Here is a 25,234-nt window from a genome sequence, read left to right as displayed (position 1 = left end):
TTAACGCATTTTTGTGGCAGTAGGCGGCAGAATACCCCGGTTTTTGTCTTTAATTGCGCGTTTTGCACTTAAACATATGCTGGAGAACATTTATTCGCTGTCGAATGCCCATAAAAAAGCCGCCCCTCGAAGGGGCGGCCTGGCCTAAATTTCGGTTTGGAGGTCATGCCGACCAGGGAGCGAATCCGGGTGCGTTGACCGCGATGAAATCGCGGGGCGCCGTGCGTGGGCGTGTAGCGGATGTCTCGACAACTTCATAGGCCGTCGGATCACTGAGCAGGGCTTTCAAAGCATTGGCATTCATCTTGTGGCCGCCGCGATAGGAGCGGTAGCAGCCGATGAACGGAGCGCCAGCAAGCGCCAGGTCGCCGACGGCATCGAGCGTCTTGTGACGCACGAACTCGTCCTTTGCGTAGCGCAGGCCTTCGACGTTGACGACGGTATTGTCGTCGGAAATGACGACGGAATTCTCCAGCGACGAACCGAGCGCATGACCTGAGGCCCAGAGACGTTCCACGTCACGCATGAAGCCGAAGGTGCGCGCGCGCGCAAGCTCGGACTTGAATCTTGCGGCAGTCAGGTCGCCTTCCCATTTCTGGCGGCCGATCAGCGGGCAGTCGAAATCGATCTCCACTTCGAAGCGGGTACCGTCATACGGGCGGAATTCGCTCCAGGAGCCGCCGTGCTCGATGCGGACCGGTTTGGTAATGCGGATATAGCGGCGCTTCACACCCTGCGAGACGAGGCCGACCTGCTCGATCGCTTCGATGAAGGGCATCGAGCTGCCGTCCATGATCGGCATTTCCGCGCCATCGACTTCGATCAGGACGTTGTCGAGGCCAAGCGCATAAACCGCTGCCATGACATGTTCAATCGTCGCAACCGAATGCGCCGGCGAAAAGCCGAGGACAGTGCAGAGATCAGTGTTACCGACCTGAGAGGAGACTGCACGCAGTTCGGTAGCGCTACCGTCTTTATGCACACGCTGGAAAACGACGCCGGTATCGACTTCAGCCGGGTTGAAAGTAATGGAGACTTCCGCGCCGGAATGGACGCCGATGCCCGAAAGCGTCACCGGGCGCGAAACCGTCGTCTGGAAGCCAAGCATGCCAATAACCATAAATATCTGCCTTTATTGCCCTTGCGGTCCCTAGCGCCAAAAGCACGGAAAGCAAACCGCCAAGTAATTTTGCCCACCGCCGAATTGTCGCCATGAAGCGGCGAGGCACGGTAGCCGGGCTCCATACATACGTGTGACAGGGCTGCAATCCAAATCACTGTTCGTTTCGCTTTGTTACGAAACATCCGCTTGAATTGCTTCGGAAAATATGCGGTTTCGTGCCGCTTTGAAACGCCTGTGCCCGGGACTGTTATCCCGGGCACATCCGTGGCGATTCGGTGGCGCGCTTAGTTCGACTGGCGGCGCAGGAATGCAGGAATTTCGAGCTGGTCGTCTTCCTGCACCATGCGGGCCTGCGGAACGGCGCGGCCCTGATCGTCGAGATTCCCGCGGCGCGGTGCATAAAGGCTCGCCTCGGGCGAAAGCGGGCGGCGCTGCTGCGAAGCGGCGGCAGGTGCTGCCGTCATTTCCGTGGCAACCTCTTCCTCGCGGCGGCCAAGCGAATTGGTGATTCGCTTCAGCAGGCCCATCGGGCCACGCTCCTCATGTGCCTGGGGAGCGGCCGGTTGGGTGCGGCGGTCAATCTCGGCCTGAACGACCGGCGGGAAGTCCTCGATCTTCGGCATACGGACCGGCTGCATGACAGCAGACTCCTGGCGAATCGGCTGCTGCATGACCGGCTGCGGAGCCGGCTGGCTCATGACCGGTGCCGGAGCGTGCTGCACGGGAGCCGGGCGAGCTTCCGGAGCGGCTGCGAAGATGCGGCTCTGCGGGCGGAAGGCTTCTTGAGCAGCAGGCTGCTGCACCGGCGCTGCCTGACGCGGAGCCGGCATCTCGAGCTCACGCTCCATATCGGCTTCCGCCATGCGGATGGCCTGCGCGATCGTGTCGACTGGCTTCGGTGCCTGCATCACTGGCGCAGGCTGAACTGCGGCCGGTGCCGGAGCAGCGGCCGCGGAGGGACGGATAGCCGGCTTGGCGGCAGGCTGGAAGGTCTTGGCCGCCTGCTGGTTGAGCGCACGGTCGATACCGGTTGCGACAACGGAAACGCGGATGATGCCTTCCAGCGATTCGTCGAAGGTCGCGCCGAGGATGATGTTGGCATCCGGATCGACTTCTTCGCGGATGCGCGTCGCAGCTTCGTCGACTTCGAAGAGCGTCAGGTCGCGGCCACCGGTGATGGAGATCAGGAGACCCTGAGCACCCTTCATCGAGGTTTCGTCCAGCAGCGGGTTGGCGATCGCGGCTTCCGCAGCCTGCATCGCACGGCCCTGGCCGGAAGCTTCACCGGTGCCCATCATTGCACGGCCCATTTCGCGCATGACCGAGCGGACGTCTGCGAAGTCGAGGTTGATGAGACCTTCCTTGACCATCAGATCCGTGATGCAGGCAACGCCCGAATAGAGAACCTGGTCGGCCATTGCGAACGCATCGGCGAAGGTCGTCTTGTCGTTTGCGATGCGGAAGAGGTTCTGGTTCGGAATGACGATCAGCGTATCGACCGACTTCTGCAGTTCCTCGATGCCCGCTTCGGCGAGACGCATGCGGCGGCCGCCTTCGAAGTGGAACGGCTTGGTGACGACGCCGACGGTCAGGATGCCCTTGTTGCGGGCTGCCTGAGCAACGACCGGAGCCGCGCCCGTGCCCGTGCCGCCGCCCATGCCGGCAGTGACGAAGCACATATGCGTGCCGTTGAGGTGGTCGATGATCTCATCGATGCACTCTTCCGCGGCTGCGCGGCCGACCTCCGGCTGCGATCCGGCACCCAGACCTTCGGTAACACTAGCACCGAGCTGGATGATGCGTTCGGCCTTCGTCATCATCAGCGCCTGGGCATCGGTATTGGCGACCACAAAGTCGACGCCCTGGAGCCCGGCGGAGATCATGTTGTTGACAGCGTTGCCGCCGCCGCCGCCGACACCGAATACGGTGATGCGCGGCTTCAGCTCTGTGATGTCAGGCTTTTGCAGCTTGATAGTCATGTTACCAGTTCCTTCTCTTTATGGCCGCATCGCCACGCCGGCCAATTCACTCAATTTCAGAAGCTTTCCTTCAGCCACTGGCCCATCCGGGCGATGCGGCTGTTATTACCCCCAAGCGACATGAGCAGACCGCTCTGTGACGCATGTGTTTCCATGTCCGCGACCTGCGGATAGATCATCAGGCCGACCGCTGTCGAAAAGGCCGGGCCCTTGGCTGCCGTCGGCAGGCCGGAGACGCCCATCGGGCGGCCGATGCGAACGTTGCGGGCGAGAATGCGCCGCGCCACTTCCGCAAGACCGGTGAGCTGGCTGGCACCGCCCGTCAGCACGACGCGCTTTCCGACGATGGGGCTGAAGCCCGAGCGCTGGATACGGTCGCGAATCAATTCCATCGTTTCCTCGATGCGCGCAGCCACGATGCGCGAGACGAGCGCGCGCGGCACCTGCGTCGGCTGATCGCGCTCATCCTCGCCGATCGGCGGGATGGAGATCAGCTCGCGCTCGTCGGAAGAATTCGAGAACGCCGAAGCATGAACGACCTTCAGACGCTCCGCATCTTCGATACGGGTCGAAAGACCGCGCGCCAGATCGGTGGTGACGTGGTGACCGCCAAGGCCGACCGCATCGGTATGAACAAGCTTGCCTTCCGCAAAGACCGAGAGCGTCGTCGTGCCGCCACCCATGTCGATCGCGCAGCAGCCGAGCTCGACTTCGTCGTCCACGAGAGCTGCAAGACCCGACGCGTAGGGCGTTGCCACGATACCTTCCACGGAGAGATGTGCACGATTGACGCTGAGCTCGAGGTTCTTCAAGGCTGCGCGTTCGGCAGTCACGACATGCATGTCGACGCCGAGAACATCGCCGAACATCGCAAGCGGATCGCGGATACCGCGTTCGCCATCGAGCGAAAAGCCGGTGGCAAGCGAGTGGAGCACAGCGCGATCCTGGCGCAGCGACTGCTGGCAAGCGGCGGCAAGCACTTTCTTGAGATCGTTCAGCTCGACTTCCTGCCCGCCGAGATCGATCGTCGCCGTGTAAACGTCGCTTCCGAGACGGCCCGCGGTCAGGTTGACGATCAGGCTTTCGACGGTAAGACCCGCCATGCGCTCGGCCGCGTCGACGGCGAGACGGATCACGCTCTCGAGCGCATCGAGATCGGCGATGACACCGGTCTTGATGCCGCGTGAGCGCTGATGACCAATGCCGATGATTTCGATGTTGTGCGTGCGGCCCGGAAGGATTTCGCTCTCCTCCCGCGGCGTCAGACGGCCGATCATGCAGACGACCTTGGTCGAGCCGATGTCGAGCACCGAAACGATGTGAGACCGCTTCGACGAAAGCGGCTTCAGGCGCGGCAATCCAAAATGGGATGAACCGAACAAGCTCATATATTCTGCCCCGCCTTTTTCAAATCCTTGGTCCGCTGATCGAGAACAACCTGCCGGCGCGCCATGGCCTCCGGGGTCAACTGGATTGCGGTTCTGTCCATCAGCCGGAGATCGACGGCTGCGATGTCACGCGCCAGAAGATCTTGTTCCTTGTCGAATTTCGAGAGTCTGGCGAGCGCCTGATCGACATCCTCCGAGGGCAGCTTCACGACGATGCCGTTGTCCATGTGCAAATCCCAACGGCGGCTTGAGACCCAAACATAAGCCTTCACGCGCGACTTGATGTCGGGCCACTTCGCAAACTCGCCTTCGAGCGAAACCGCAGCGGTTTCCGCATCGCGACCGACGACGAGAGGCAGCGACGAGAACCTGTTGTCGCGAAGCGGCGCGATGACGCTGCCGTTCTTCTCGATCAGCGAAAGCTCCTGCCCGTGCTGCCAGATCGCATAGGCCTGGCGCTCCTTCAGCTTCACCTCAATCGTCTTCGGATAGACCTTCCTGACCTCGACGCTTTCGACCCAGGGAAGCTTGGCAATCTTCTGGCGCGCAGCATCGACATCGAGCGCCACCAGCGACGTCGTGCCATCAAGCCCGAGAAGCTGGAGAATCTCGATTTCCGAGGTCGCCGAATTGCCGGAGACCTTCACATCTTCGATCGCGAATCCGGCCGCCGTCGTCGTCGCCTGCGCGACCGCTTCCGTATGGCCGCCGAGCGACATTCCGTAGAGACCGGTCGCTGCGAAGAACGCCAGAGCAGAGACCGTCCCCGCATGGGCCGGAATATGGATGCGCCCACTTCCCAGGCTGACGAGGAAGCGCACGATACGGCGCAGCGGGCGCGGCAGAACCATCCGACCATCGCCCTCGGGCAGAGCGATGACCGACTGACGACTCGGGCGACCTATCCTTTTGACCGTCAACGAGAACAAGAAGCGTCCTCCACCATCCAGCGCAGAAACTCACCAAAGGAATAACCGGCATGACCGGCCATTTCGGGCACAAGGGAGGTTGGCGTCATGCCGGGCTGGGTATTCACTTCCAGCCAGATAACTTCACCGTCTTCGGAGAACCGATCGTCATAGCGGAAGTCAGACCGACTAACGCCGCGACAACCAATTGCTTGATGCGCCCTTAACGCCAATGTTTGTATTTTTTGGTAAATATTCGGTGAAATTTTCGCAGGGATGACGTGTTTTGAGCCGCCGGCCGCATACTTGGCGTCATAGTCATAGAAGTTGTGACCCTGCGGCACCACTTCGGTCACGCCAAGAGCCTTGTCGCCCATGACGCCGCAGGTAAGCTCACGACCATAAACGTACCGCTCGACAATGACTTCTTCGCCGTAGCGCCACTCAGGCGAGCTGATGATCTGCGGCGGATGCGACTGATCCTCCTGAACGATCAGGACCCCGAAGCTCGACCCCTCGCGAACAGGCTTCACCACATAGGGAGGCGCCATCGGGTGCTCGGGCGGAAAGGCAAAGCGATTGATGACCTCTGATTGCGCAACCGGAATGCCTGCCGCAGCGGCAACCCCCTTCGCCTTGCCCTTGTCCATCGCAAGCGCAGAGGCCAGGACGCCCGAATGCGTGTAGGGAATTTCGAGGTATTCCAGGATGCCCTGAATCGTGCCGTCCTCACCGAAAGGACCATGCAGCGCGTTGAAGACGACATCGGGACGAAGCGCCGCGAGCTTCGCGGAAACGTCGCGATCGACGTCAATGCGGGTAACGTGAAAGCCTTCGGCTTCGAGAGCATCCGCGCAAGCCGTTCCCGAAGACAGACTTACCGGTCTCTCCGAAGAAAATCCGCCCATCAGGACAGCGACATGCTTGCGACTCATACTTACCCCCAAAATAACTTTCAGCCTGCGTTTCGTGGTTTGCGCCACACTTGCCGGCGAATCCGGCTCACTTCAGACAGCGTAGGGATAAGACAACATTATGGTTAATGAAGTGTTTACTTTTATTAACCGAACGTCCGCGGCCACGATTTCGGACGTCTCAGAGCTGGAGGGCGCCTCTATGTTTTCGACTCCAAATCAGCACCTTGCAGCCGCATGCTGAAGTTCGCTCAGGGCATGAAAAAACACGCACATAGTGGCTGGAAAGCCATCGGGAGCGGCCTCGGCATTTACCTTTGGCGACGCGATGTCCCAGGCAGGCCAAGCCGGAGCGCGCCAGTCAACGGGCGGCGCGCGGGAAATGATCCTCATGCCGGGGCGTCGAATTTCATCACTTTCTTGCTTACTTAACGTTTGCGTGCACTAAAAATTGCGTTAAGACGCCGGCGACCCCGTCGAGGGCCGCCCTCAATATGAAATCCTAAAATGGAATGAAAATGTCTGAAGCGATATCTACCGTATCGCCGACACCTGCTTCATCGAACAGTGCGCAAGTCAATTCGCCGGCGCGTGTTCTGATCGCGAGCCTTGTCGGCACCACGATCGAATTCTTCGATTTCTATGTCTATGCGACAGCAGCCGTCCTGGTCTTCCCGACGCTGTTCTTCCCGAACAATGATCCGACCACCGCTCTCCTCGCCTCCTTCGCCACCTTCTCGATCGCCTTCTTCGCGCGCCCTCTCGGCGCCGTGGTCTTCGGCCACTTCGGCGACAGGATTGGCCGCAAGACGACGCTGGTCGCCGCTCTCCTCACGATGGGAATTTCCACGGTTATTATCGGCCTCCTGCCCTCCTACGACTCCATCGGCGTCGTCGCACCGCTTCTGCTGGCATTGTGCCGCTTCGGCCAAGGCTTCGGTCTCGGCGGGGAATGGGGCGGTGCGGTCCTGCTGGCAACCGAGAACGCACCGGAAGGCAAGCGCGACTGGTACGGCATGTTCCCGCAGCTCGGCGCCCCGGTCGGCCTGTTCCTGTCGTCTGCTGTCTTCTGGCTGCTTCTTCAGGTCATCTCTCAGGATGCGCTGCTGAGCTGGGGCTGGCGCGTGCCGTTCATCGCCTCGATCATCCTGATCGCCATCGGCCTGTGGGTTCGCCTTTCGATCACCGAAACGCCGGATTTCCAAAGGGCGATCGACAAGCATGAGCGTGTTGCCGTGCCGGTCGGAGAACTCTTCCGCAGGCACAAACGCAGCCTCTTCCTCGGCACCTTTGTGGCGCTCGCCACCTTCGTGCTGTTCTATATCGGCTCGGCCTATCTTCTCTCCTACAACGTCAAGGTCCTGAAGATACCGTTCCTGGACGCGCTGGAAATCCAGATCATCGGCTCGGTCGTTTTCGGCATCTTCATCCCGATCGTCGGCAAGCTCGCCGAGAAATTCGGGCGCCGCGAGATGCTGATCCTGACGACGGTCCTGATCGGCATCTTCTCCTTCTTCCTGCCCGGCCTGATGACCAGCGGCGAAGCAAGCATCGTCGTCTTCGCCGTTGTCGCGATGGCTCTCATGGGCATGACCTACGGCCTGATCGGCACCGCGCTGGCGGCACCCTTCCCGACCGCAGTGCGCTACACCGGCTCGTCGATCACCTTCAACCTTGCCGGCATCTTCGGCGCCTCGCTGGCGCCCTATATCGCCACCTGGCTACAGGCAACCTACGGCATGACCTATGTCGGCTACTATCTCGGCCTCGCCGCCGTGATCACGCTGATCTGCATCCTGGCGTCCGGTCGCGACGAAGTCTGATTGAGACTGTCTGCTTAAATTCGAAGGCCGCGGCGGGAACCTGCCGCGGCCTTTTTGTTGCTGCCTGTTGGCGTTGAGCATACTGTTCCTCCACAACGGACGAGACCAGGGATGCTGACAAGGCGATCACTGCTGACACAGGGCCTGACTGCTGGCGTTGCCTTATCCATGCCATCGATCGCGCGGCCGGCAACCATCCCACCTGTCAACGTTACCTTCCTCGTCATCAGCGACGTCCATGCCTGCCGTTTCGGAGACGGGCTCAGCCCGAACTGCCAGCAGGAAGGCAAAACCGACGCAAATCTGCTGCGGCATATTCTGGCGCTCAATAACATTCACCATCAGACGTGGCCGGAAGCGATCGGCGGCAAGCCGAGTGGCTTGAGCGCCGCAGGGCAGCGCATCGCCCGCCCGCAAGGCATCATCGTCTGCGGCGACGTCACCGACGATGGCGGCGGGCAGACTGCGGAGTTCGCTGAAGGCTCTCAGCTCCTGCAGTTCTCGCATCGCTACCAGCAGGGCCGCGGCCCGGACCAGGTGCACTTCCCGGTCTATGTCGGGCTTGGCAACCACGATCTCGATCAGGATGGGCGACCGCCGCAGACCGACTGGTATCGCGACGAGCTTCGCGACTATGTGCAAATGAATCACAAGCCGAGCGTCTTCTTCAAGCCGGCCGTGCCGGTCGACAATTATGACGAAGCCTCGGACAATTATTCTTGGAACTGGGGCGGCCTGCATCTCATACAGGCGCAGCGATACGCCGGTGACACCAACAAAGGCACAGCCAGCGGTCTCGACTGGATGAAACGGGATCTCAAATCCTACGCCGGCGACGGCCGGCCAGTCGTCATCTTTCAGCATTATGGCTGGGACCATTTTTCAGTCGAGCGCTGGGATCCGAAAAAGAAGACCTTCGACGACGCTGGCACCGGCACGCCGCACTGGTGGGATGAATCAGAACGTCAGGATCTGCTCGCAACCCTCAGCGGCTACAATATAATCGGCATCTTCCACGGCCATGAGCACGACACGCCGATGACCTATAAGGTCAACGGCATCGACGTCTTCAAGGCCAAGGCAGCCTTCATGGGCGGCTTCTGTCTTGTCCGGGTGACAAGCAACACGATGGATGTGGCGATCGGCGAAGCCGCAGATGACAAAGGCGGCGTCAGATTCGACACCGCCTTCAGCAAAGCCCTGCGCTGAAGCGCTCTTATTCGCTGGTCACGCCCTGGAACGGCCGCACCTCGCGGCCCGGCATGAAGGCGCCGAGACGCTTGATCTCCCATTCGAGCTTGATGCCGGAGTTCTCGAACACTTCGCGGCGGACTTGCTCGCCGAGATACTCGAGATCGTAGCCGGTCGCCTGCCCCATGTTGATCATGAAGTTGCAGTGAAGCGACGACATCTGCGCACCGCCGATGACAAGACCGCGGCAACCAGCCTCATCGATCAGTTTCCAGGCCGAATGGCCTTCTGGGTTCTTGAAGGTCGAGCCGCCGGTCTTCTCGCGGATCGGCTGGACCGTCTCGCGGTGATTCCGCACAGCGTCCATCTCGGCACGGATTTTTGCGCGATCCTCCGGATAGCCTTCGAATAGCACGGACGTAAATATCAGGTCGGGCGAGGCAGCGGAATGGCGGTAGGAATACCCCATCTCCTTGTTCGACAGCACGATCTTCTTGCCTTTGCGGTCGATGGCATTGACCTCGACGACCCGTTCGCGGGTCTCGCTGCCGTTGGCGCCCGCATTCATGCGTGCCGCTCCGCCGATGCTGCCGGGGATGCCATAATAGAAATGCAAACCGCCGATGCCGTTGTCCATCGCCATTGCGGCTACGTGCTTGTCCGGGCAGATAGCGCCCGCGAGAATACGATTGTCACCCGCAAGCTCCAGCCCACCGAAGCCCTTGGCGGAGAGGCGCAGCACGACACCGGGAATGCCGCCATCGCGCACGAGAATGTTCGAACCAACGCCGACGACGGTCAGCGGCACCCCTTCCGGAAGGATCTTCAGGAAGGCGATCAGGTCCGCCTCGTCATGCGGCTGGAACATCAGCTCGGCAAGGCCGCCAGCGTGGAACCACGTGACGCGGTCCATCGGGGCATCCGGCGTGATGCGGCCGCGGATGTCTTTCACACCTGCGCCTAGAGACTTGAGAAGCTTTTCCCCATTCACCTGTTTCATGCGGATTTTCCCGAAAGGCCTTCCAGTTGTCCGGGCAGCGCGGCTGCCCAGTAAGTAATACTCCCTGCCCCTAACAGAACCACAAAATCGCCTGGCTTTGCAATCTCAGCGATCATTTCCGGTAGAAGCTCCGGCGTGGCAAGGAAACGCGCGTTTCGATGGCCGCCCGCCTTGATGCGTGAAACGAGCGCTTCGGAATTCGCACCTTCGATGGGGTCTTCGCCCGCGGCATAGACGGGAGCGAGGAGGATGTTGTCCGCGTCGTTGAAGCAACCGGCAAACTCCTCGAACAGACTCGATAGGCGGGTGTAGCGATGCGGCTGATGAACGGCAATGACGCGGCCCTTGCAGGCCTCCCGAGCCGCCTTCAGGACGGCCTTGATCTCGACAGGGTGATGTCCGTAGTCGTCGAAGATCTGAACGCCATTCCACTCGCCGGTAAGGGTGAAGCGCCGCTTGACACCACCGAAGGAGGCAAGTCCTTTGGCGATGTCTGCGTTCGAAATGCCGAGACGGTGGGCAACCGCGATAGCGGCTGTTGCATTTGAAATGTTGTGCCGGCCGGGCATCGGCATCACGAGATCGTCGAGCCGGATCACCTGCCCCGTGCGGCGGCGGCGGATTTCGACATCGAAGATCGACCGCGCGCCGTCGATACGCACATTCATGAAGCGGACGTCGGCCTGCGGATTTTCACCGTAGGTGACAACCTTGCGATCCTCGATGCGGCTGACAAGAGCCTGCACTTCAGGATGGTCAAGGCACATGACGCCGAAGCCGTAAAACGGAACGTTTTCGACAAACTGCCGGAAGGCGGCGCGGACGGCGTCGAAATTGCCATAGTGATCGAGATGTTCGGGATCGATGTTGGTGACGACCGCAACATCGGCTGGCAGCTTCAGGAACGTGCCGTCGGACTCATCGGCCTCCACGACCATCCACTCGCCCTCGCCCATGCGGGCGTTCGTACCATAGGCGTTGATGATGCCGCCATTGATGACGGTCGGATCAAGCCCGCCCGCTTCAAGCAGCGCCGCGACCAACGATGTCGTCGTCGTCTTGCCATGCGTACCGCCGATGGCGATCGCATTGCGGAAGCGCATCAGCTCGGCAAGCATCTCGGCGCGGCGCACGACAGGCAACAGCTTTTCGCGCGCGGCGATGAGCTCCGGGTTTTCGTTCTTGATGGCGGTCGAGACGACCACGACCTCGGCGTCGCCCAGGTTTTCGGCCTTGTGACCGACAGAGACTTTGATGCCCTTGTCACGCAGGCGCTGCACGTTGGCGCCGTCGGACTGGTCAGATCCCTGAACCCTGTGGCCGAGATTGTGCAGCACCTCGGCGATCCCGCTCATGCCGATGCCACCGATACCGATGAAATGGACGAGACCTATGGCCTTCGGCAGTTTCATGTGTGCGCCCCCTTGAAGTCTGCAATCGTACGTCCGGCGGCAATAGCCTCAACCATGCCGGCAAGCAAGTTCGCAGCGTCCGGTTTCCCAGCCTGCTTTGCCACCGCTGCCATGCGGGCAAGCTTCTCCGGGTCGTTCATCGCATGGGTCAGGATCGAAGCGATCTTCTCCGAGGACAGCTCGGATTGGGCGATGACCTTGGCGCCGCCTGTCGCGGCAAGAGCAGCGGCATTCGCTGCCTGATCGTGATCAAGCGCATGCGGATAAGGCACCAGCACGGCAGGCCGGCCGATCACGGAAATTTCCGAAACAGTAGAAGCACCCGAACGGCAAATCACCAGATGCGCATTCGCAAAACGCTCCGCCATGTCAGTGAAGAACGGCGCGATATCCGCACCCATGCGGAGCTGTGCGACACAGCCGCTGACCATCTCCATATCTTCGGGACGCACCTGCTGGGTAATGCGCAGCCGCGCACGCAGTTCGTCGTCGAGCAGGCTGATTGCCGTCGGCATCACCTTCGAGAAATATTGGGCACCCTGGCTGCCGCCGAAGACGACGAGGTTGAAGGGCTCGCCGGCATGGGAAGGCTTGTACGGCACCTTCGCAGCTTCGATAATCGCCGGACGGACAGGATTGCCGGTCGTTACCGTCTTCTCGGGGTAAGCGCCGCCGTTCTCCGGCAGAAAGCCGCCCGCAATGGCTTGCACACGCTGCGCCAGTGCCTTGTTGGCCCGGCCCATAACCGCATTCTGCTCGTGGATCATCGACGGTACGCCGAGACGTGTGGCCGCAAGCAGTGGCGGCACGGTCGGATAGCCGCCGAAGCCGACGACGACCGAGGGCTTGATGCGCTGGATCAACCTTTTGGCAGCCCGCATTCCAGTCCAGAGCGTCCAGAGAGAACGCGCGACGGCAAACGGGTTCTTCGAGCCGATCGTCGCCGACGGCACGACATGGATTTCGTCTGCGGGGAACTTACCGGCAAAGCGCTCGGCCCTGCTGTCGGTTACGAGGTGCACGGAATAACCGCGGGCCTTCAGCTCATAGGCCAAAGCCTCCGCGGGAAAGACGTGGCCGCCGGTTCCCCCAGCGGCAAGCAGGACAATGCCTTTACTCATAGGCTCTTACTCCGCCGGCATTCCGTGCGGCACGCGGAAGAGGCTCCGCTCCTGGGCACGTTTTTCCGGGCGATGGCGCGTCAGCGCGAGAATGAAACCGGCGGTGACGCAGATCGCGACCATGGACGAGCCGCCATAGGAAATCAGCGGCAGCGTCATGCCCTTCGCCGGAAGCAGTTCGAGATTGACGCCGATATTGATGATCGACTGGATGCCCATCTGCAGCACGAGGCCGGCAACAGCAAACCGGTTGAAATCGTTCTTCTCCTTATATGCGTGCGACAGCCCCCTCAAAACAAGGACCGTGAACAGCAAAACGAGTGCGATACAGAAAACGATGCCGAACTCCTCGGCAGCGACAGAGAAGATGAAGTCGGTATGGGCGTCCGGGATGATGCGCTTGACGATGCCTTCGCCCGGGCCCTGGCCAAACCAATCGCCGCGGATGATGGCCTCACGGGCGGTGTCGATCTGGAACGTATCGCCCTCGCCGGTCATGAACTTGTCTATTCGTCCCGCCACGTGCGGGAAGACATAATAGGCGGTGACCAGACCGCCCACGCCGCCGACGCCGAGCAGAATGATCCATATCCAGGGCATGCCGGCCATGAAGAACATGCCGCCCCAGACAGCGGTCGTCAGGATCGTCTGGCCAAGGTCGGGCTGAGCGACCAGAAGCGAAGCCACCATGCCGAAGAGGATGATCGCAAAGAGATTGCCGGGGATTTCGGGCTGGCGCGCATGCTCGGCGAAAAGCCAGGCACAGACGACGACGAAGGCCGGCTTCATGAATTCGGACGGCTGGATCGAGAGGCCGGCCAGCGTCACCCAGCGGCGGGAACCCTTGACCTCGACCCCGAAGAAAAGCGCCAGAAGCATCATCGCCAGCGAGACGACGAGCAGCACGATCGCTGTCCGCCGCACCTGGCGCGGCGTCAGGAAGGAAAGCCCGATCATGACGGCGATCGACGGGATCATGAAGGCCGCGTGACGCTTCACGAAGTGGAAGGGTTCAAGCCCGATACGCTCGGCAACCGCCGGTGAGGCCGCGAATGAGAGCATGAAACCGATGCCCATGAGGAAGATGAACATCGCCAGGAAAAAGCGGTCGATGGTCCAAAACCAATCGGCCAAAGGCCCACGTTCCGCGCGGCTTACCATGTCATTTATCTCCTGTTGCCGAACCGATCAGCATGGTCACTCCATCGAGCGCTGCCACATGGCTGACAAATGCATCGCCCCTGACTTCGAAGTTCTTGTACTGGTCGAAGCTTGCGCAAGCCGGGGATAACATCACCGCGACAGGGCCAGTCTCATCTTTTTCCGCATCGGCAGCCGCGTGCGCGACAGCCCGATCCAGCGTCCCGGAAATCTCGTATGGCACGGCTTCACCCAACGTCGCAGCAAACTCCGCTGCCGCCTCCCCGATCAGATAGGCCTTGGCGATGTGTGGGAAGAACGGCGCCAGCGTCGTGATGCCGCCTGTCTTGGGCAGACCACCGGCGATCCAGTAGATGCGATCGTAGCTTGAGAGTGCCGGTGCCGCAGCGTCGGCATTCGTCGCCTTCGAATCATTGACGAAGACGACATTGCCGCGCCTCCCCACCGGCTGCATGCGGTGCTTGAGGCCGGGGAAGGAGGCAAGACCGGCGCGGATCTCCTCGGGCGAAACCCCGACGGCGAGGCAGGCCGCAACCGCAGCAGCGGCATTCTGCGCATTGTGGCTGCCGCGAAGCGTCTGGATGCCGGTAAGGTCGGCGATCGGCAGAGCGGTACCGGAAGAGGCCTGCATGAGCTTGGCTCCTTCGGCGTAGATACCGTCAGCCAGCGTTTGCCGGCGCGAAATGCGGACCACCTTCGTCCCTGCCCGCTCGATACGGTCGGCGATCATTTCGCAATGGCTGTCGTCGACGCCAACGATGGCCGTCGTGCTGCCTGCAACCAGCCGTTCCTTGACGTCGGCATAATGCTGCATCGTGCCGTGGCGATCGAGATGGTCGGGTGTGAGGTTGAGCAGAATGCCGGCGGACGGGTTCAGCGTCGGCGCAAGGTCGATCTGATAGGATGAGCACTCGACGACATAATAGCGCTCGGGCTTCGGCGGATCGAGCGTCAGCACCGCGGTGCCGATATTGCCGCCAAGCTGCGTATCCCGGCCGCTGGACTTCAGGATATGCGCGATCAGTGCGGTGGTGGTCGACTTGCCGTTCGTGCCGGTGATCGCAATGAACGGGGAATCCGGCGCGTGCGCCCGTCGCTCGCGGACGAAGAGTTCGACGTCGCCGACAATATCGACACCGGCGGCCCGCGCGAGATCGACCGTCCAGTGCGGCTTCGGATGCGTCAACGGTACGCCCGGGGAGAGCACGAATAGCGACTGCGAGGACCAATCGATGTTGTGGAGATCGCCCGTCCGGATGCCCTCCGCGCTCGCGGCCGCAACGCTATCGGGATTGTCATCCCATGCGGTGACATCGGCGCCGCCTGCAACCAACGCCCGGGCCGTGGCGAGCCCCGAACCGCCGAGCCCGAAGAGCGCAACCTTTTTTCCAGCGAGCGTGGTGACCGGGATCATGGTCCGCTCACCGCAGCTTGAGGGTGGAAAGGCCAAGCAGCGCAAGGCCGACGGCGACGATCCAGAAACGGATGACCACCTGGCTTTCAGTCCAGCCCTTCTTTTCGAAGTGGTGATGGATCGGTGCCATCAGGAAGACCCGGCGTCCAGTCATCTTGAAAAAGCCGACCTGGATGATGACGGAGAGCGTTTCCGCGACGAAGAGGCCGCCGATGATCGCCATGACGATCTCGTGCTTGGTGGCGACGGCAACGGTTCCAATCGTGCCCCCGAGCGCCAGAGAACCAGTATCGCCCATGAAGATTGCCGCGGGCGGCGCGTTGAACCAGAGGAAGCCGAGGCCGGCACCGATGACGGCGCCCAGGACGACGGCAAGCTCGCCGGTGCCAGGCACGAAATTGATCTGCAGGTAGTTCGCAAAGACTGCGTTACCGGCAAGATAGGCGATGACGCCGAAGGAGGCGGCAGCAATCATCACCGGAACGATCGCCAGCCCATCCAGGCCATCCGTCAGGTTGACGGCGTTGCCCGCCGAGACGATGACGAAACCGCCGAAGACCACGAACATGATGCCGAGATCGAGCATGAAATCCTTGAAGAACGGGAAAGCGACCGAGGAGCCAAAAGTCGAGCCTGCCGTGCCGGAGGCAAGCGCCGTGCGCATCATGAAGTAGACCGCGATGCCTGCAATGATGAATTCGATACCGAGACGCGCCTTTCCCGAAAAGCCCTTGTCGCTCTGCTTGGTGACCTTGAGATAATCGTCATAGAAGCCGATCGCGCCGAAGCCGAGGGTGACGAGCAGCGTCGCCACCACGTAGACGTTCGAAAGGTCGGCCCATAGCAGCGAGGCGCCGACGATACCGGCAAGGATCATCAGGCCGCCCATCGTCGGCGTGCCGGCCTTCTTGAAATGCGTCTGAGGCCCGTCCGCGCGGATCGGCTGGCCCTTGCCCTGCCGGATGCGGAGCGACTTGATGATCGCCGGCCCGAAGAGAAAGACGATGAGAGCGGAAGTGAAGAGGGAGGCACCCGTGCGGAAGGTAATGTATCTGAACAAGTTCAGAAATTTCAAATGGTCCGACAGTTCGACTAGCCAAATCAGCATTCAGGGCCCCTTGTTTACCCGGTCAAAGTTCGCGTTGCGTGTCGGCAAATGGCGCAAACTTGTCAAGGAGCGCGGCGACAATCTTGCCAAACCCAATCCCCAGTGACGACTTCACCATCAACACGTCGCCTGGCGCGACCGAGTTCAATGCATATTTTGCGAGTTCTTCCGCCGTCTCCCGGTATTCGACGTGGACGCTGTCCGGAAGAGCATCCTTCAGCGCCGTCATCTCCTTGCCCGCGAGCCAGACATGTTCGATGCCGGCCGCAAGCAGCGGCTCGGAAAGCTCCGAATGGAGTTCTTGCGCATAGTCGCCCATCTCCAGCATGTCGCCGAGCACCGCGATGCGTCGCCCGTGGCCAGCCGGATCAGCCGCCGCAAGCAGCGCGATTGCAGCGCGCATGGAAGCAGGATTGGCATTGTAGCTTTCGTCGATCAGCGTAAAGCTGCCATTCCCGATCGAAAGCTTGTGGCGGCGGCCCCTGCCCTTTTCGGGCTGCAGAGTGGCCAGCGCCGCGATTGCCTTGTCCAGATCGGCGTTGACGAGGGTGACGACGCCGAGGGCGGCCAGTGCGTTTTCAGCAATATGCCGTCCGGGCGCGCCGATCGCCACTTCGAGCGTCTCGCCGTCGATCGTCAGCCAGAGCGCCGAGCTTTCATCCGAACCGTTGAATTCGGCAAGACGGAACTCCGCCTTGGCATGCTGGCCGAAGGAATGGATGTTCTGGACACCGAGCGATTGCGCTCTCTGCTCCAGGAAATCGTACTGCTCATTGTCGCGGTTGAGCACAACATGCCCGCCGGGCACCAGGCCTTCGAGTATCTCGGCCTTTGCCGCGGCGATTTCCGTGATGCTGTTGAAATTGCCGAGATGTGCCGGAGCGATCGTCGTGATGACGGCAACATGCGGGCGGATCATCTGCACCAGCGGACGGATCTCACCCGGATGGTTCATGCCGACTTCGAAGACGCCGTAATGCGTGTCGAGCGGCATGCGCGCGAGCGTCAGCGGCACGCCCCAATGATTGTTGAAGGAAGCGACCGAAGCATGCACCTTGCCCGACGGCGAAAGCACGTGGCGGAGCATCTCCTTGGTCGTCGTCTTGCCGACCGAGCCTGTGACCGCGATGATCTGCGCCCGCGAACGCCGCCGCGATGCGACGGCCAATCGCCCGAGGGCGGCAAGGACGTCATCGACGACGATCATCGGAACCGTCAGCCGGCCGAGCCCCGAAAGACGGGCTTCGCTGACGACGAGGAGTGTTGCGCCGTTCGCCATGGCCATCGAGGCGTAGTCGTGGCCGTCGACCCGGTCGCCTTTGATTGCAAAGAAGGCTTCGCCTGGGCCTATCGTGCGGCTGTCGATCGAAATGCCGGTAATGCCTTCAGGAAGCGTGCCGAACGGGCGGCCCGCCATGGCGTTGATCATGTCTTCCGTCGTCCAAAGCCAGCTCACGGTTTCAGCTCCTCCAAAGCCTCACGCACCTCGGCATGATCGGAGAAGGGCAGCGTCACACTCCCGATGGTCTGTCCCTCTTCATGCCCCTTGCCCGCGACGATCAAGGTATCGCCGGATTTCATCATTTCGACGGCCTGATAGATCGCTTTCGAACGATCCGGGGTTTCCGTGGCACATGGCGCCGCCGCCATGATCTCGGCGCGGATCGTCGCCGGGTCCTCGGAACGCGGGTTGTCGTCGGTGACGATCACCACATCCGCGAGGCGGCAGGCGATCTCGCCCATGATCGGGCGCTTGCCCCGGTCGCGGTCGCCGCCGCAGCCGAAGACGACGATCACACGGCCCGTGGTGAACGGGCGGACAGATTCCAGAACATTGGCGAGCGCATCCGGCTTGTGCGCGTAATCGACATAGGCGAGCGCGCCGTCCTTCGTATGGCCGACGAGTTCGAGACGGCCGGAGGCGCCCTGCAGCTTCTCCAGCGCCGCCATGGCCGTCTTGGCCGGAACGCCGGTGGACATGGCGAGTGCAGCCGCAACCAGTGCGTTGGCGACTTGGAAATCGCCGGCCAGCGGAACATCGACCTCGAATATCTCGTCCCCGGCATGCACCTCGGCGATCTGCTTGTGGCGGAAGTGCTCGACCCGCTTGAGCGTCAGATAGTCACCCTTGCGGCCAACGGTGCGGACATCATGACCCGCCTCCCTGGCCGCCTTGATCGCCTGCTCGGACCAGGCATCGTCAGCGAAGATGATGGCGGGCGAGCCCTTCGGCAGCAGCGTATCGAAAAGCCGCATCTTGGCAGCCATGTAGCTTTCCACCGTCGGATGATAGTCCATGTGATCGCGGCCGAGATTGGTGAAGGCGGCAGCCGAAAGCCTCACGCCGTCAAGGCGGCATTGATCCAGCCCATGGCTCGATGCCTCCATCGAAGCGTGCGTGACGCCTTCGTCAGCGAGATCGGCGAGCAGTTTGTGGAGCGAAACCGGATCGGGCGTGGTCAGCGAGCCATATTGATTGCGGGTCGGCGAAACGACGCCGGTCGTACCGATCATCGCCGCCGGATGTCCGGCATAGGTCCAGATCTGGCGCGTGAAGGACGCCACCGAGGTCTTGCCGGCAGTCCCGGTTACGGCAACCATCGTCTCCGGCTGCTTGCGATAGAAATTCGCCGCGGCGACGGAAAGAAAGCGGCGCGGTTCCTTGACCGGAAGGACCGGAACGGAGGCCTCGACGGGTTGCGAGGAAACGATCAGCGCCGCGCCCTGTCTGGCGGCATCGGCGATAAAGCTGGCGCCGTCGGCCTTCGAACCGGCGACGGCAACGAATGCCATTCCAGCCTCGATCTTGCGGCTATCGGCTGAAAGGCCGGAGATCTCCAACCCGCCCAGCGGCCCTTCGAGTTGTTCCTTGATTTCCGGAAACGCACTTCCGGCGATGTCCCGCAGTTTCATTGAATGTCTTTTCTCTTCTCACGCCGACCACCCCACGCGAATCGGCGCTAATATTCATTCACACTCAATAAGACACCAGCAAGGCCGACCCGTCTTCGCCGAATTGCGGTTCGACCCCAAGGATCGGCGCGGCTCGCCTGATGATGTTCTTAACCATCGGTGCGGCCGTATAAGCGGCGATGTTCTGGCCCTTTTCGCCGTTATGCGGCTCGTCGCAGAAGGTCAGCACAACATATTGTGGATTATCGATCGGAAACGCTGCGAGGAACGCGTTGAAGTTCAGGTTACTCGCATAGCGGCCGTTGACGACCTTGTCGGCCGTGCCCGTCTTACCGCCGACATTGAAGCCCGGAACGTCGGCATTGCGCCCGGAGCCCTTGAGGCCGTTCAATTTGAACAGATAGCGAATGTCGTCGCTGGTGCTCTTCTTGACGATGACCTCTGCCGCCTCATCCGCCTGTTCTCGCGTCCGCGGCAGGAAAGTCGGCTCGATGAGCTTGCCTCCGTTGACGAGTGCAGCGCCGGCAACCGCTGTCTGCAACGGTGTCGTGGAAACGCCGTGACCGAAGGAAATCGTGATCGAGTTGATCTTCTTCCAGACCTTTGGCTGGCTCGGCATCTTCACTTCCGGCAGCTCGGTCTTCATCTTCGTCAGCAGACCGAAGCGTGTCAGATATTCCTTCTGCAAATCCATGCCGACGAGATCGATCATCTTCGCCGTACCGATATTGGACGAATATTCGAAGATTTCCGGCACGGTCAGCCACCGGCCCTGGCCATGGAAATCATGGATGGTGAAGCCGCCGATGCGGATCGGCCGGGTGGCGTCGAAGCTGGAGTTGAGCGTAACCTTGCCGCTGTCGAGCGCCATGGCCGTGCTGAACGTCTTGAAGGTCGAGCCCATTTCGAACGTGCCGTTCGACATGCGGTTCAGCCAGCCCTCCTTGGCGCCCCCTTCCGGATTGTTCGGGTCGAAGTCGGGCGCCGAAGCCAACGCCAGGACCTCGCCCGTGTGAACGTCGAGAACGACGGCGCCGGCGCCCTTCGCTTCATAGTTGATCACTGCGCTGGATACGACATCGCGCACGATGTTCTGGACACGCAGGTCGATCGAGAGTTTGACCGGCTCAAGCGGCTGATCGCTGGTCATCCCCACCGATGCCAGATCGGCGAGCCCCTGGTCGTCGATGTACTTCTCCATGCCGCTGACGCCGCGGTTGTCGATGTTGACGTAACCGAGGATGTGCGAGGCAGTCGGGCCACCCGGATAGAAGCGGCGCTTTTCCGGGCGAAAACCGATGCCGGGAATGCCAAGCGCCAGAATCTGGCTCTGCTGCTTCGGCGTCAGTTGACGGCGAAGCCATGCGAAATGCGAACTCTTGACCGACAGTTTCTTGTAAGTGCCCTTCGCGTCGAGATCCGGCAAAACGGTTGAGAGCTTCTCGATCGCCTCATCCACATCAACGATCTTGTTCGGTTCGGCAAAGAGCGAAACTGTGCGGATGTCGGTTGCCAGCACCTCGCCGTTGCGGTCGAGAATGTCCGGACGCGATGCCATCAGACGGTCGGGCGGCAGGATGCTGGAAACAACTTCCGGATCCTTCAGCGCATATTCTACCAGGCGCCCGCCGATGATGCCGTAAATTGCGGTGAATCCCAGGATGAGCAGGCCGACGCGGCTTTTTGCCTGACTGGCTCGCTTCTTGCGCGATCCCTCGAGCGGCAAGCTCGCCGATGGGCCGCCGAAACGGTTATAGACGCCGGAGGAAAAGTGCGCCTGGCTCTTCAGCACCATAATGCGAGAGAGGAACGACATGGCTACTCCACCGATCCGGTTGACATGAGGTCCTCTTCTTCTGGACGCGCGGCAGGAGCCGGCGGTGCCTTGGCGGCAACGGCCGTTCCCGCGCCTGCGCCCGGCTTCGCGCCGTTCTTGGCCTCGGTAGTTGCCGGAACCGGAGCCTGCGACTTCAGCATCGGCAACTCCCGCAGATGAACCAGCGCTGTCGAGTCCGTCGGCTGCAGCTTGAGTTCGTCGTTGTATGCGTTCACCAGCCGCTCCAGCCGGTTAGGCTGCGACTGCAGCGCCCAGTCTGCCTTGAGCAGATCAATGGTGTCCTTTTCGAGCTTGATCTCGCTCTCGAGGCGATGAACCTCTTCCAGCTTCAGCTCTGCGCGGTGCTTGATCGTGTAGGTGACCGCAGCTGCCGCCGTCATGATGCCGATCAGTACGACGTCGAACGTTCTCAGCATTTCAACCCCCAAGCTTTCCGAGGCTGGCAAGATTGGGCAATCCGAAGATCGACATATCCGCGGCTTCAGCCGTCGCATGTGTACGCATGCCGGCCCGCAGCTTGGCTGAACGCGCCCGCGGATTTGCCTCGGCTTCCGCCCTGCCTGCAGCAATCATTGATTTTCCGAGCGGTTCGAAAGTCGCGGCGCGCTCATGCGCCACCGGCAGATGACGAGAGCCCGAAGCCTTGCCGGCACGATCGGAGAAGAATTTCTTGACGATACGGTCTTCGAGCGAATGGAAGGTCACGACGACGAGGCGACCGCCCGGTTTCAGCACGCGTTCGGCAGCAAAGAGCGCCTGTCCCAACTCCCCAAGCTCGTCATTGACGAAGATGCGGAGAGCTTGGAAAACGCGAGTCGCTGGATGAATCTTGTCCTTCATCTTGCGCGGCGTCACCAGCTCGATGAGCCCCGCAAGATCGCGCGTCGTCTCGAACGGCTTTTCCGCCCGGCGTTTCTCGATGGCGTGGGCGATGCGGGGCGCCTGATCCTCTTCGCCCAGAAAATGAAAGATGCGGATGAGCTCCGCCACCTTGGCGCGATTGACGACGTCGGCGGCAGACACACCGGAACCCGACATGCGCATATCGAGCGGGCCGTCCTTCTGGAAGGAGAAGCCGCGCTCGGCTTCATCGAGCTGCATCGACGAAACGCCGATATCGAGCACGACGCCGTCGAGCCCGTCAGTCGGCGCGTGATCAGCAAGATTGGAGAACTGCGATTGAATGAGTTTGAGGCGACCGCCGTGGGCGGCGACCATTTCCTGACCGGCGGCAATTGCCGTCGGGTCGCGATCCAGCGCAATCACTTCCGCCCCAGCCGCAAGAATGGCTGACGTATAGCCGCCTGCACCAAAGGTCCCGTCGAGAATGACTTTTCCGGAAGCGGGCTGAAGCGCCGAAAGCACCTCGGCAAGAAGAACCGGAATGTGGCGAACCGGTCCGCCACCGGCATCAGTTGAACCTCCGCCAGGATTCGCCGCCATTCCATGCCCTCGTTTTATCCGGGGTGCCTGCCCGCCGGCCTGCGCCCCCCTCGTGCCTGTGTCTGGGCGGCCTGAAATGCACGCGGCTGCCACAGCTGAAAATGATCCGCCCGACCGACAAAGGCCACCTCGTCCGAGATGCCGGTAAAGTCGCGGATGAAATCCGTGACCATCAGCCGTCCTTCGGCGTCGAGCTTCATGAAGACCCCGCCCCCATGAATGAGAAGCGACATCTCGTTCGCATCCGGCGAAAACGGATCCTCCGCAGCAATCTGCCGCTCGAACCTTTCGAGAAGGTCCGGGCCGCCGACGCTGATCGCCGGAAAGACAAAGTCCTGAAAGCAATAAAGCTCCTGGACGTTGCGCTGGGCCAAAACGGACCGAAAAGCCGCAGGCACGGAAACCCTGCCCTTGGAATCGATCCTGTTGGTCGCATTTGAAAGGAAGCGGCTCATGACACGAAACATCCGTTTCCGAAAGGGCCCGAACGGAACTCAGCTGCCCCGGACCCTCAAATTCAGGCACAGCTTCGCCAGCCGGATGAACAATACTCCATCCGGCGCCTCTGGAGAAAAAGACGCCTTGGCTTTGCGATTGATGGGCGCTTGACGGCCCTCTTGCAGTGCACTTCTGGGATATCATGGGACCGTGTGGGCGTCAATGGGAAACGCCCGTCTCGCGATGAGCGCCGTATCGTAAATTCATAAGCCGTTAAGTTTAACAAAGGGTTAGGATTCTGGCCGAAGCGAGCGTCGAAAACGCTGGGGGAAGCCAAGCAGTACACGGGCCATAGGCCGCGGAGCCCTTGAAAACCAAGGGCATAGCAAAAGATGCCGCTGCTGCGACGCCACAAGAAAATTGATTGCCAGTTGGCCTGTAAGCCGGGTTCTGTATGGCTCCGGCCGAAACCGGAACGTGGCAGCCATTCCTCTGGGACAGCGTTTGCACGCTGCCTCACGCAACCCACCCGGATGACTGGCCTGGAAACCGGCCGGCGGGCTTTCGCCCGCCACGTCATCCCTATTCGGTCTTGCTCCCGGTGGGGTTTACCGTGCCATCTCCGTTGCCGGAGACGCGGTGGGCTCTTACCCCACCCTTTCACCCTTACCTGTCACGACAGGCGGTTTGCTTTCTGTGGCACTTTCCCTAAGGTCACCCTCGCCGGACGTTATCCGGCACCGTATTTCCGTGGAGCCCGGACTTTCCTCACCCTACCGCCTTTCGGCATTGGTAAAGCGCGGCTGCCCGGCCAACTGGCATGGCTCAAATAGTCGAGAGCGCTGCCAATTACCACCGGAAATATGCAGCGTCTTACCGGAAAGCGGGTTTGAAATCCGTGCGGTAGCCCTGATCTCCAATTCCGTCCTGAAGCAGCAGCTCAGCCCCGAGACGGCCGATCTCATCCGAACTCTTCGCCGACGTCCCGGCGCAACCGGTCAGAACAGCGATATTCGGCGACGAGGTGTAGCCGATCATCGGATAGGCGCTCTTCGTGTGCGACACGGCGCAGGACGCCGTCGAGAAGGACAGCGGCCGCAAATCCGGAACCAGTCGACGCGCAATGGCCACGAGATGATCGCGCGCCGACGGCCGGCCGTCGGTCCTGAACCAGGCGCGCAATTCCTTCTCTGTCTCAAGCCGGTAGTCATCGGGGTCGCCGCCGACCTTCAGATAGAACTTCCCATCGGGATAGCGGATCGGCGGAACCAGGTAGATGTCGATATCGGGAGCCTCGAGGATCAGAGACGGCATGGCGCCAAATTCTGCGGCCTGTGCATCGCTCACCTCAAACAGCGTAACCGTGCGCCCATGAACCGACATGTCAACAGATTGAGGCAACAGATTCTGGCCGATGGAAAAACCGCCCGCGGCCAGCAGCACCTTTTCGGCCGTGTAGGTCCGTCCTCTGGAAGTCTCGACTGCGGCAACGCGGCCCTCGTCGCGGATCGTCGTCACGTAATCGCGAACGACCGTGGCGCCCGCCTTCTCGGCGATAACCGACTGCGCTTTCACCAGCCGGCGCGGACTGATGTGACCGGCGCCTTTCGCCTGAAAGACGCCCTCGCTCCCTTCCGGCAAAGCGAAGAAGGGAAACACCGATTTGAGGCCAGGGGCGTCCAGCCGTCTCGTTTCCACCCCGCGCGAGGCAGCGGCGTTCGCCGTCTTCGCGATGTAATCGCTCTGCGTCGGCGCGACGACGACGCAACCTGCTTCAGTGTAGAACGTAGTCCCGCTCTCCGCTTCGATCTCCGGATATCGGGCAATCGAGCGATTGGCGAGGAGCGCCCAATCCCGATCCGGATCGACGGTCCGGGTGATGCGGCCCTCGTCATAATGGCTGGCGAAAACGCCTTCATGCGTCTTGCGGTTTTCCGGCTCGTCGGGACCGATGACGGCCACGCCGTCCGTCTGCTTCGCGAGATGCTTCGCGCCGCTGCCCCCATCATGCCCCGTCCGACGACGATGTATTTGAAATCCGCTGCCATGAATGCCTCTTCG

Annotated in this window: 19 protein-coding genes, 1 other RNA gene and 1 pseudogene; 2 read left to right on the top strand and 19 right to left on the bottom strand. The window is 61.2% G+C overall.

Going from position 1 to position 25,234, the window contains the following annotated elements; all coding sequences use genetic code 11:
• Window positions 1-163 precede the first annotated feature (163 nt).
• The 5 genes from lpxC to HGP14_RS15155 all read right to left on the bottom strand — a co-directional run bounded on the left by lpxC (window position 164) and on the right by HGP14_RS15155 (window position 6,333).
• On the bottom strand, window positions 164-1,120 hold the full coding sequence (gene lpxC, locus HGP14_RS15175) for a UDP-3-O-acyl-N-acetylglucosamine deacetylase (protein WP_168830693.1): 957 nt from the start codon (window positions 1,118-1,120) through the stop codon (window positions 164-166).
• A gap of 287 nt (window positions 1,121-1,407) precedes the next feature.
• Entirely contained in the window at window positions 1,408-3,102 is a 1,695-nt protein-coding gene (ftsZ, locus tag HGP14_RS15170; RefSeq protein ID WP_168830692.1) for a cell division protein FtsZ, read from the bottom strand.
• A gap of 56 nt (window positions 3,103-3,158) precedes the next feature.
• A complete protein-coding gene (gene ftsA, locus HGP14_RS15165; RefSeq protein WP_168830691.1) occupies window positions 3,159-4,490 on the bottom strand; it encodes a cell division protein FtsA in 1,332 nt (443 codons plus the stop codon).
• The gene (locus HGP14_RS15160) at window positions 4,487-5,419 is read right to left on the bottom strand and encodes a cell division protein FtsQ/DivIB (RefSeq protein WP_168830690.1); all 933 of its coding nucleotides are present in this window, start codon (window positions 5,417-5,419) and stop codon (window positions 4,487-4,489) included. Before HGP14_RS15160 ends, ftsA begins: the two co-directional genes overlap by 4 nt.
• On the bottom strand, window positions 5,407-6,333 hold the full coding sequence (locus tag HGP14_RS15155) for a D-alanine--D-alanine ligase (RefSeq protein WP_168830689.1): 927 nt from the start codon (window positions 6,331-6,333) through the stop codon (window positions 5,407-5,409). Before HGP14_RS15155 ends, HGP14_RS15160 begins: the two co-directional genes overlap by 13 nt.
• Before the next feature lie 497 nt (window positions 6,334-6,830).
• Between HGP14_RS15155 and HGP14_RS15150 the strand changes: the two genes are divergently transcribed.
• Both HGP14_RS15150 and HGP14_RS15145 read left to right on the top strand, forming a co-directional pair.
• On the top strand, window positions 6,831-8,135 hold the full coding sequence (locus tag HGP14_RS15150; protein ID WP_168830688.1) for an MFS transporter: 1,305 nt from the start codon (window positions 6,831-6,833) through the stop codon (window positions 8,133-8,135).
• A gap of 111 nt (window positions 8,136-8,246) precedes the next feature.
• Window positions 8,247-9,344 carry a metallophosphoesterase gene (locus HGP14_RS15145; RefSeq protein WP_168830687.1) on the top strand — a complete coding sequence of 366 codons (1,098 nt, stop codon included), beginning with the start codon at window positions 8,247-8,249 and terminating at the stop codon, window positions 9,342-9,344.
• A 7-nt stretch (window positions 9,345-9,351) separates the two neighbouring features.
• Here HGP14_RS15145 and murB read toward each other — a convergent pair whose 3' ends face one another.
• From murB to HGP14_RS15075, 14 genes and pseudogenes are all read right to left on the bottom strand, one after another.
• The gene (murB, locus tag HGP14_RS15140) at window positions 9,352-10,326 is read right to left on the bottom strand and encodes a UDP-N-acetylmuramate dehydrogenase (RefSeq protein ID WP_168830686.1); all 975 of its coding nucleotides are present in this window, start codon (window positions 10,324-10,326) and stop codon (window positions 9,352-9,354) included.
• Window positions 10,323-11,738, bottom strand: a complete 1,416-nt coding sequence (gene murC / locus HGP14_RS15135; RefSeq protein ID WP_168830685.1) for a UDP-N-acetylmuramate--L-alanine ligase — start codon at window positions 11,736-11,738, stop codon at window positions 10,323-10,325. The genes murB and murC overlap by 4 nt, the downstream gene beginning before the upstream one ends.
• Entirely contained in the window at window positions 11,735-12,859 is a 1,125-nt protein-coding gene (gene murG / locus HGP14_RS15130) for an undecaprenyldiphospho-muramoylpentapeptide beta-N-acetylglucosaminyltransferase (protein WP_168830684.1), read from the bottom strand. Before murG ends, murC begins: the two co-directional genes overlap by 4 nt.
• A gap of 6 nt (window positions 12,860-12,865) precedes the next feature.
• Window positions 12,866-14,020: a putative lipid II flippase FtsW gene (gene ftsW / locus HGP14_RS15125; RefSeq protein WP_168830683.1), complete on the bottom strand. Its 1,155-nt coding sequence runs from the start codon at window positions 14,018-14,020 to the stop codon at window positions 12,866-12,868.
• 1 nt (window position 14,021) lies between these two features.
• A complete protein-coding gene (murD, locus tag HGP14_RS15120; protein WP_168830682.1) occupies window positions 14,022-15,434 on the bottom strand; it encodes a UDP-N-acetylmuramoyl-L-alanine--D-glutamate ligase in 1,413 nt (470 codons plus the stop codon).
• Window positions 15,435-15,441: 7 nt separating this feature from the next.
• Window positions 15,442-16,542, bottom strand: coding sequence for a phospho-N-acetylmuramoyl-pentapeptide-transferase (gene mraY / locus HGP14_RS15115; RefSeq protein ID WP_168830681.1), 1,101 nt, complete (start codon window positions 16,540-16,542; stop codon window positions 15,442-15,444).
• A 22-nt stretch (window positions 16,543-16,564) separates the two neighbouring features.
• Entirely contained in the window at window positions 16,565-17,998 is a 1,434-nt protein-coding gene (locus HGP14_RS15110; protein WP_168830680.1) for a UDP-N-acetylmuramoylalanyl-D-glutamyl-2,6-diaminopimelate--D-alanyl-D-alanine ligase, read from the bottom strand.
• Window positions 17,995-19,455: a UDP-N-acetylmuramoyl-L-alanyl-D-glutamate--2,6-diaminopimelate ligase gene (locus HGP14_RS15105; RefSeq protein WP_168830679.1), complete on the bottom strand. Its 1,461-nt coding sequence runs from the start codon at window positions 19,453-19,455 to the stop codon at window positions 17,995-17,997. The genes HGP14_RS15110 and HGP14_RS15105 overlap by 4 nt, the downstream gene beginning before the upstream one ends.
• Before the next feature lie 64 nt (window positions 19,456-19,519).
• Window positions 19,520-21,271 (bottom strand): peptidoglycan D,D-transpeptidase FtsI family protein, encoded by a 1,752-nt coding sequence (locus HGP14_RS15100; RefSeq protein ID WP_168830678.1) that lies wholly within the window; start codon window positions 21,269-21,271, stop codon window positions 19,520-19,522.
• A gap of 2 nt (window positions 21,272-21,273) precedes the next feature.
• Entirely contained in the window at window positions 21,274-21,708 is a 435-nt protein-coding gene (locus HGP14_RS15095; protein WP_168830677.1) for a hypothetical protein, read from the bottom strand.
• 1 nt (window position 21,709) lies between these two features.
• Complete coding sequence (gene rsmH / locus HGP14_RS15090; protein ID WP_168830676.1) at window positions 21,710-22,735, bottom strand: 16S rRNA (cytosine(1402)-N(4))-methyltransferase RsmH; 1,026 nt, start codon at window positions 22,733-22,735, stop codon at window positions 21,710-21,712.
• 14 nt (window positions 22,736-22,749) lie between these two features.
• Window positions 22,750-23,190: a division/cell wall cluster transcriptional repressor MraZ gene (gene mraZ / locus HGP14_RS15085; protein WP_168830675.1), complete on the bottom strand. Its 441-nt coding sequence runs from the start codon at window positions 23,188-23,190 to the stop codon at window positions 22,750-22,752.
• Between the two features lie 406 nt (window positions 23,191-23,596).
• Window positions 23,597-23,992, bottom strand: an RNA gene (rnpB, locus tag HGP14_RS15080) — RNase P RNA component class A.
• Between the two features lie 54 nt (window positions 23,993-24,046).
• Window positions 24,047-25,221: pseudogene (locus tag HGP14_RS15075) on the bottom strand (NAD(P)/FAD-dependent oxidoreductase).
• Window positions 25,222-25,234: the final 13 nt, after the last annotated feature.

Source organism: Rhizobium sp. P32RR-XVIII (genome assembly GCF_012641395.1).
GTDB lineage: Bacteria > Pseudomonadota > Alphaproteobacteria > Rhizobiales > Rhizobiaceae > Rhizobium.
The sequence above is the reverse complement of the archived record's forward strand: the minus strand, read 5'-3'. Positions and strand labels throughout refer to the sequence as shown.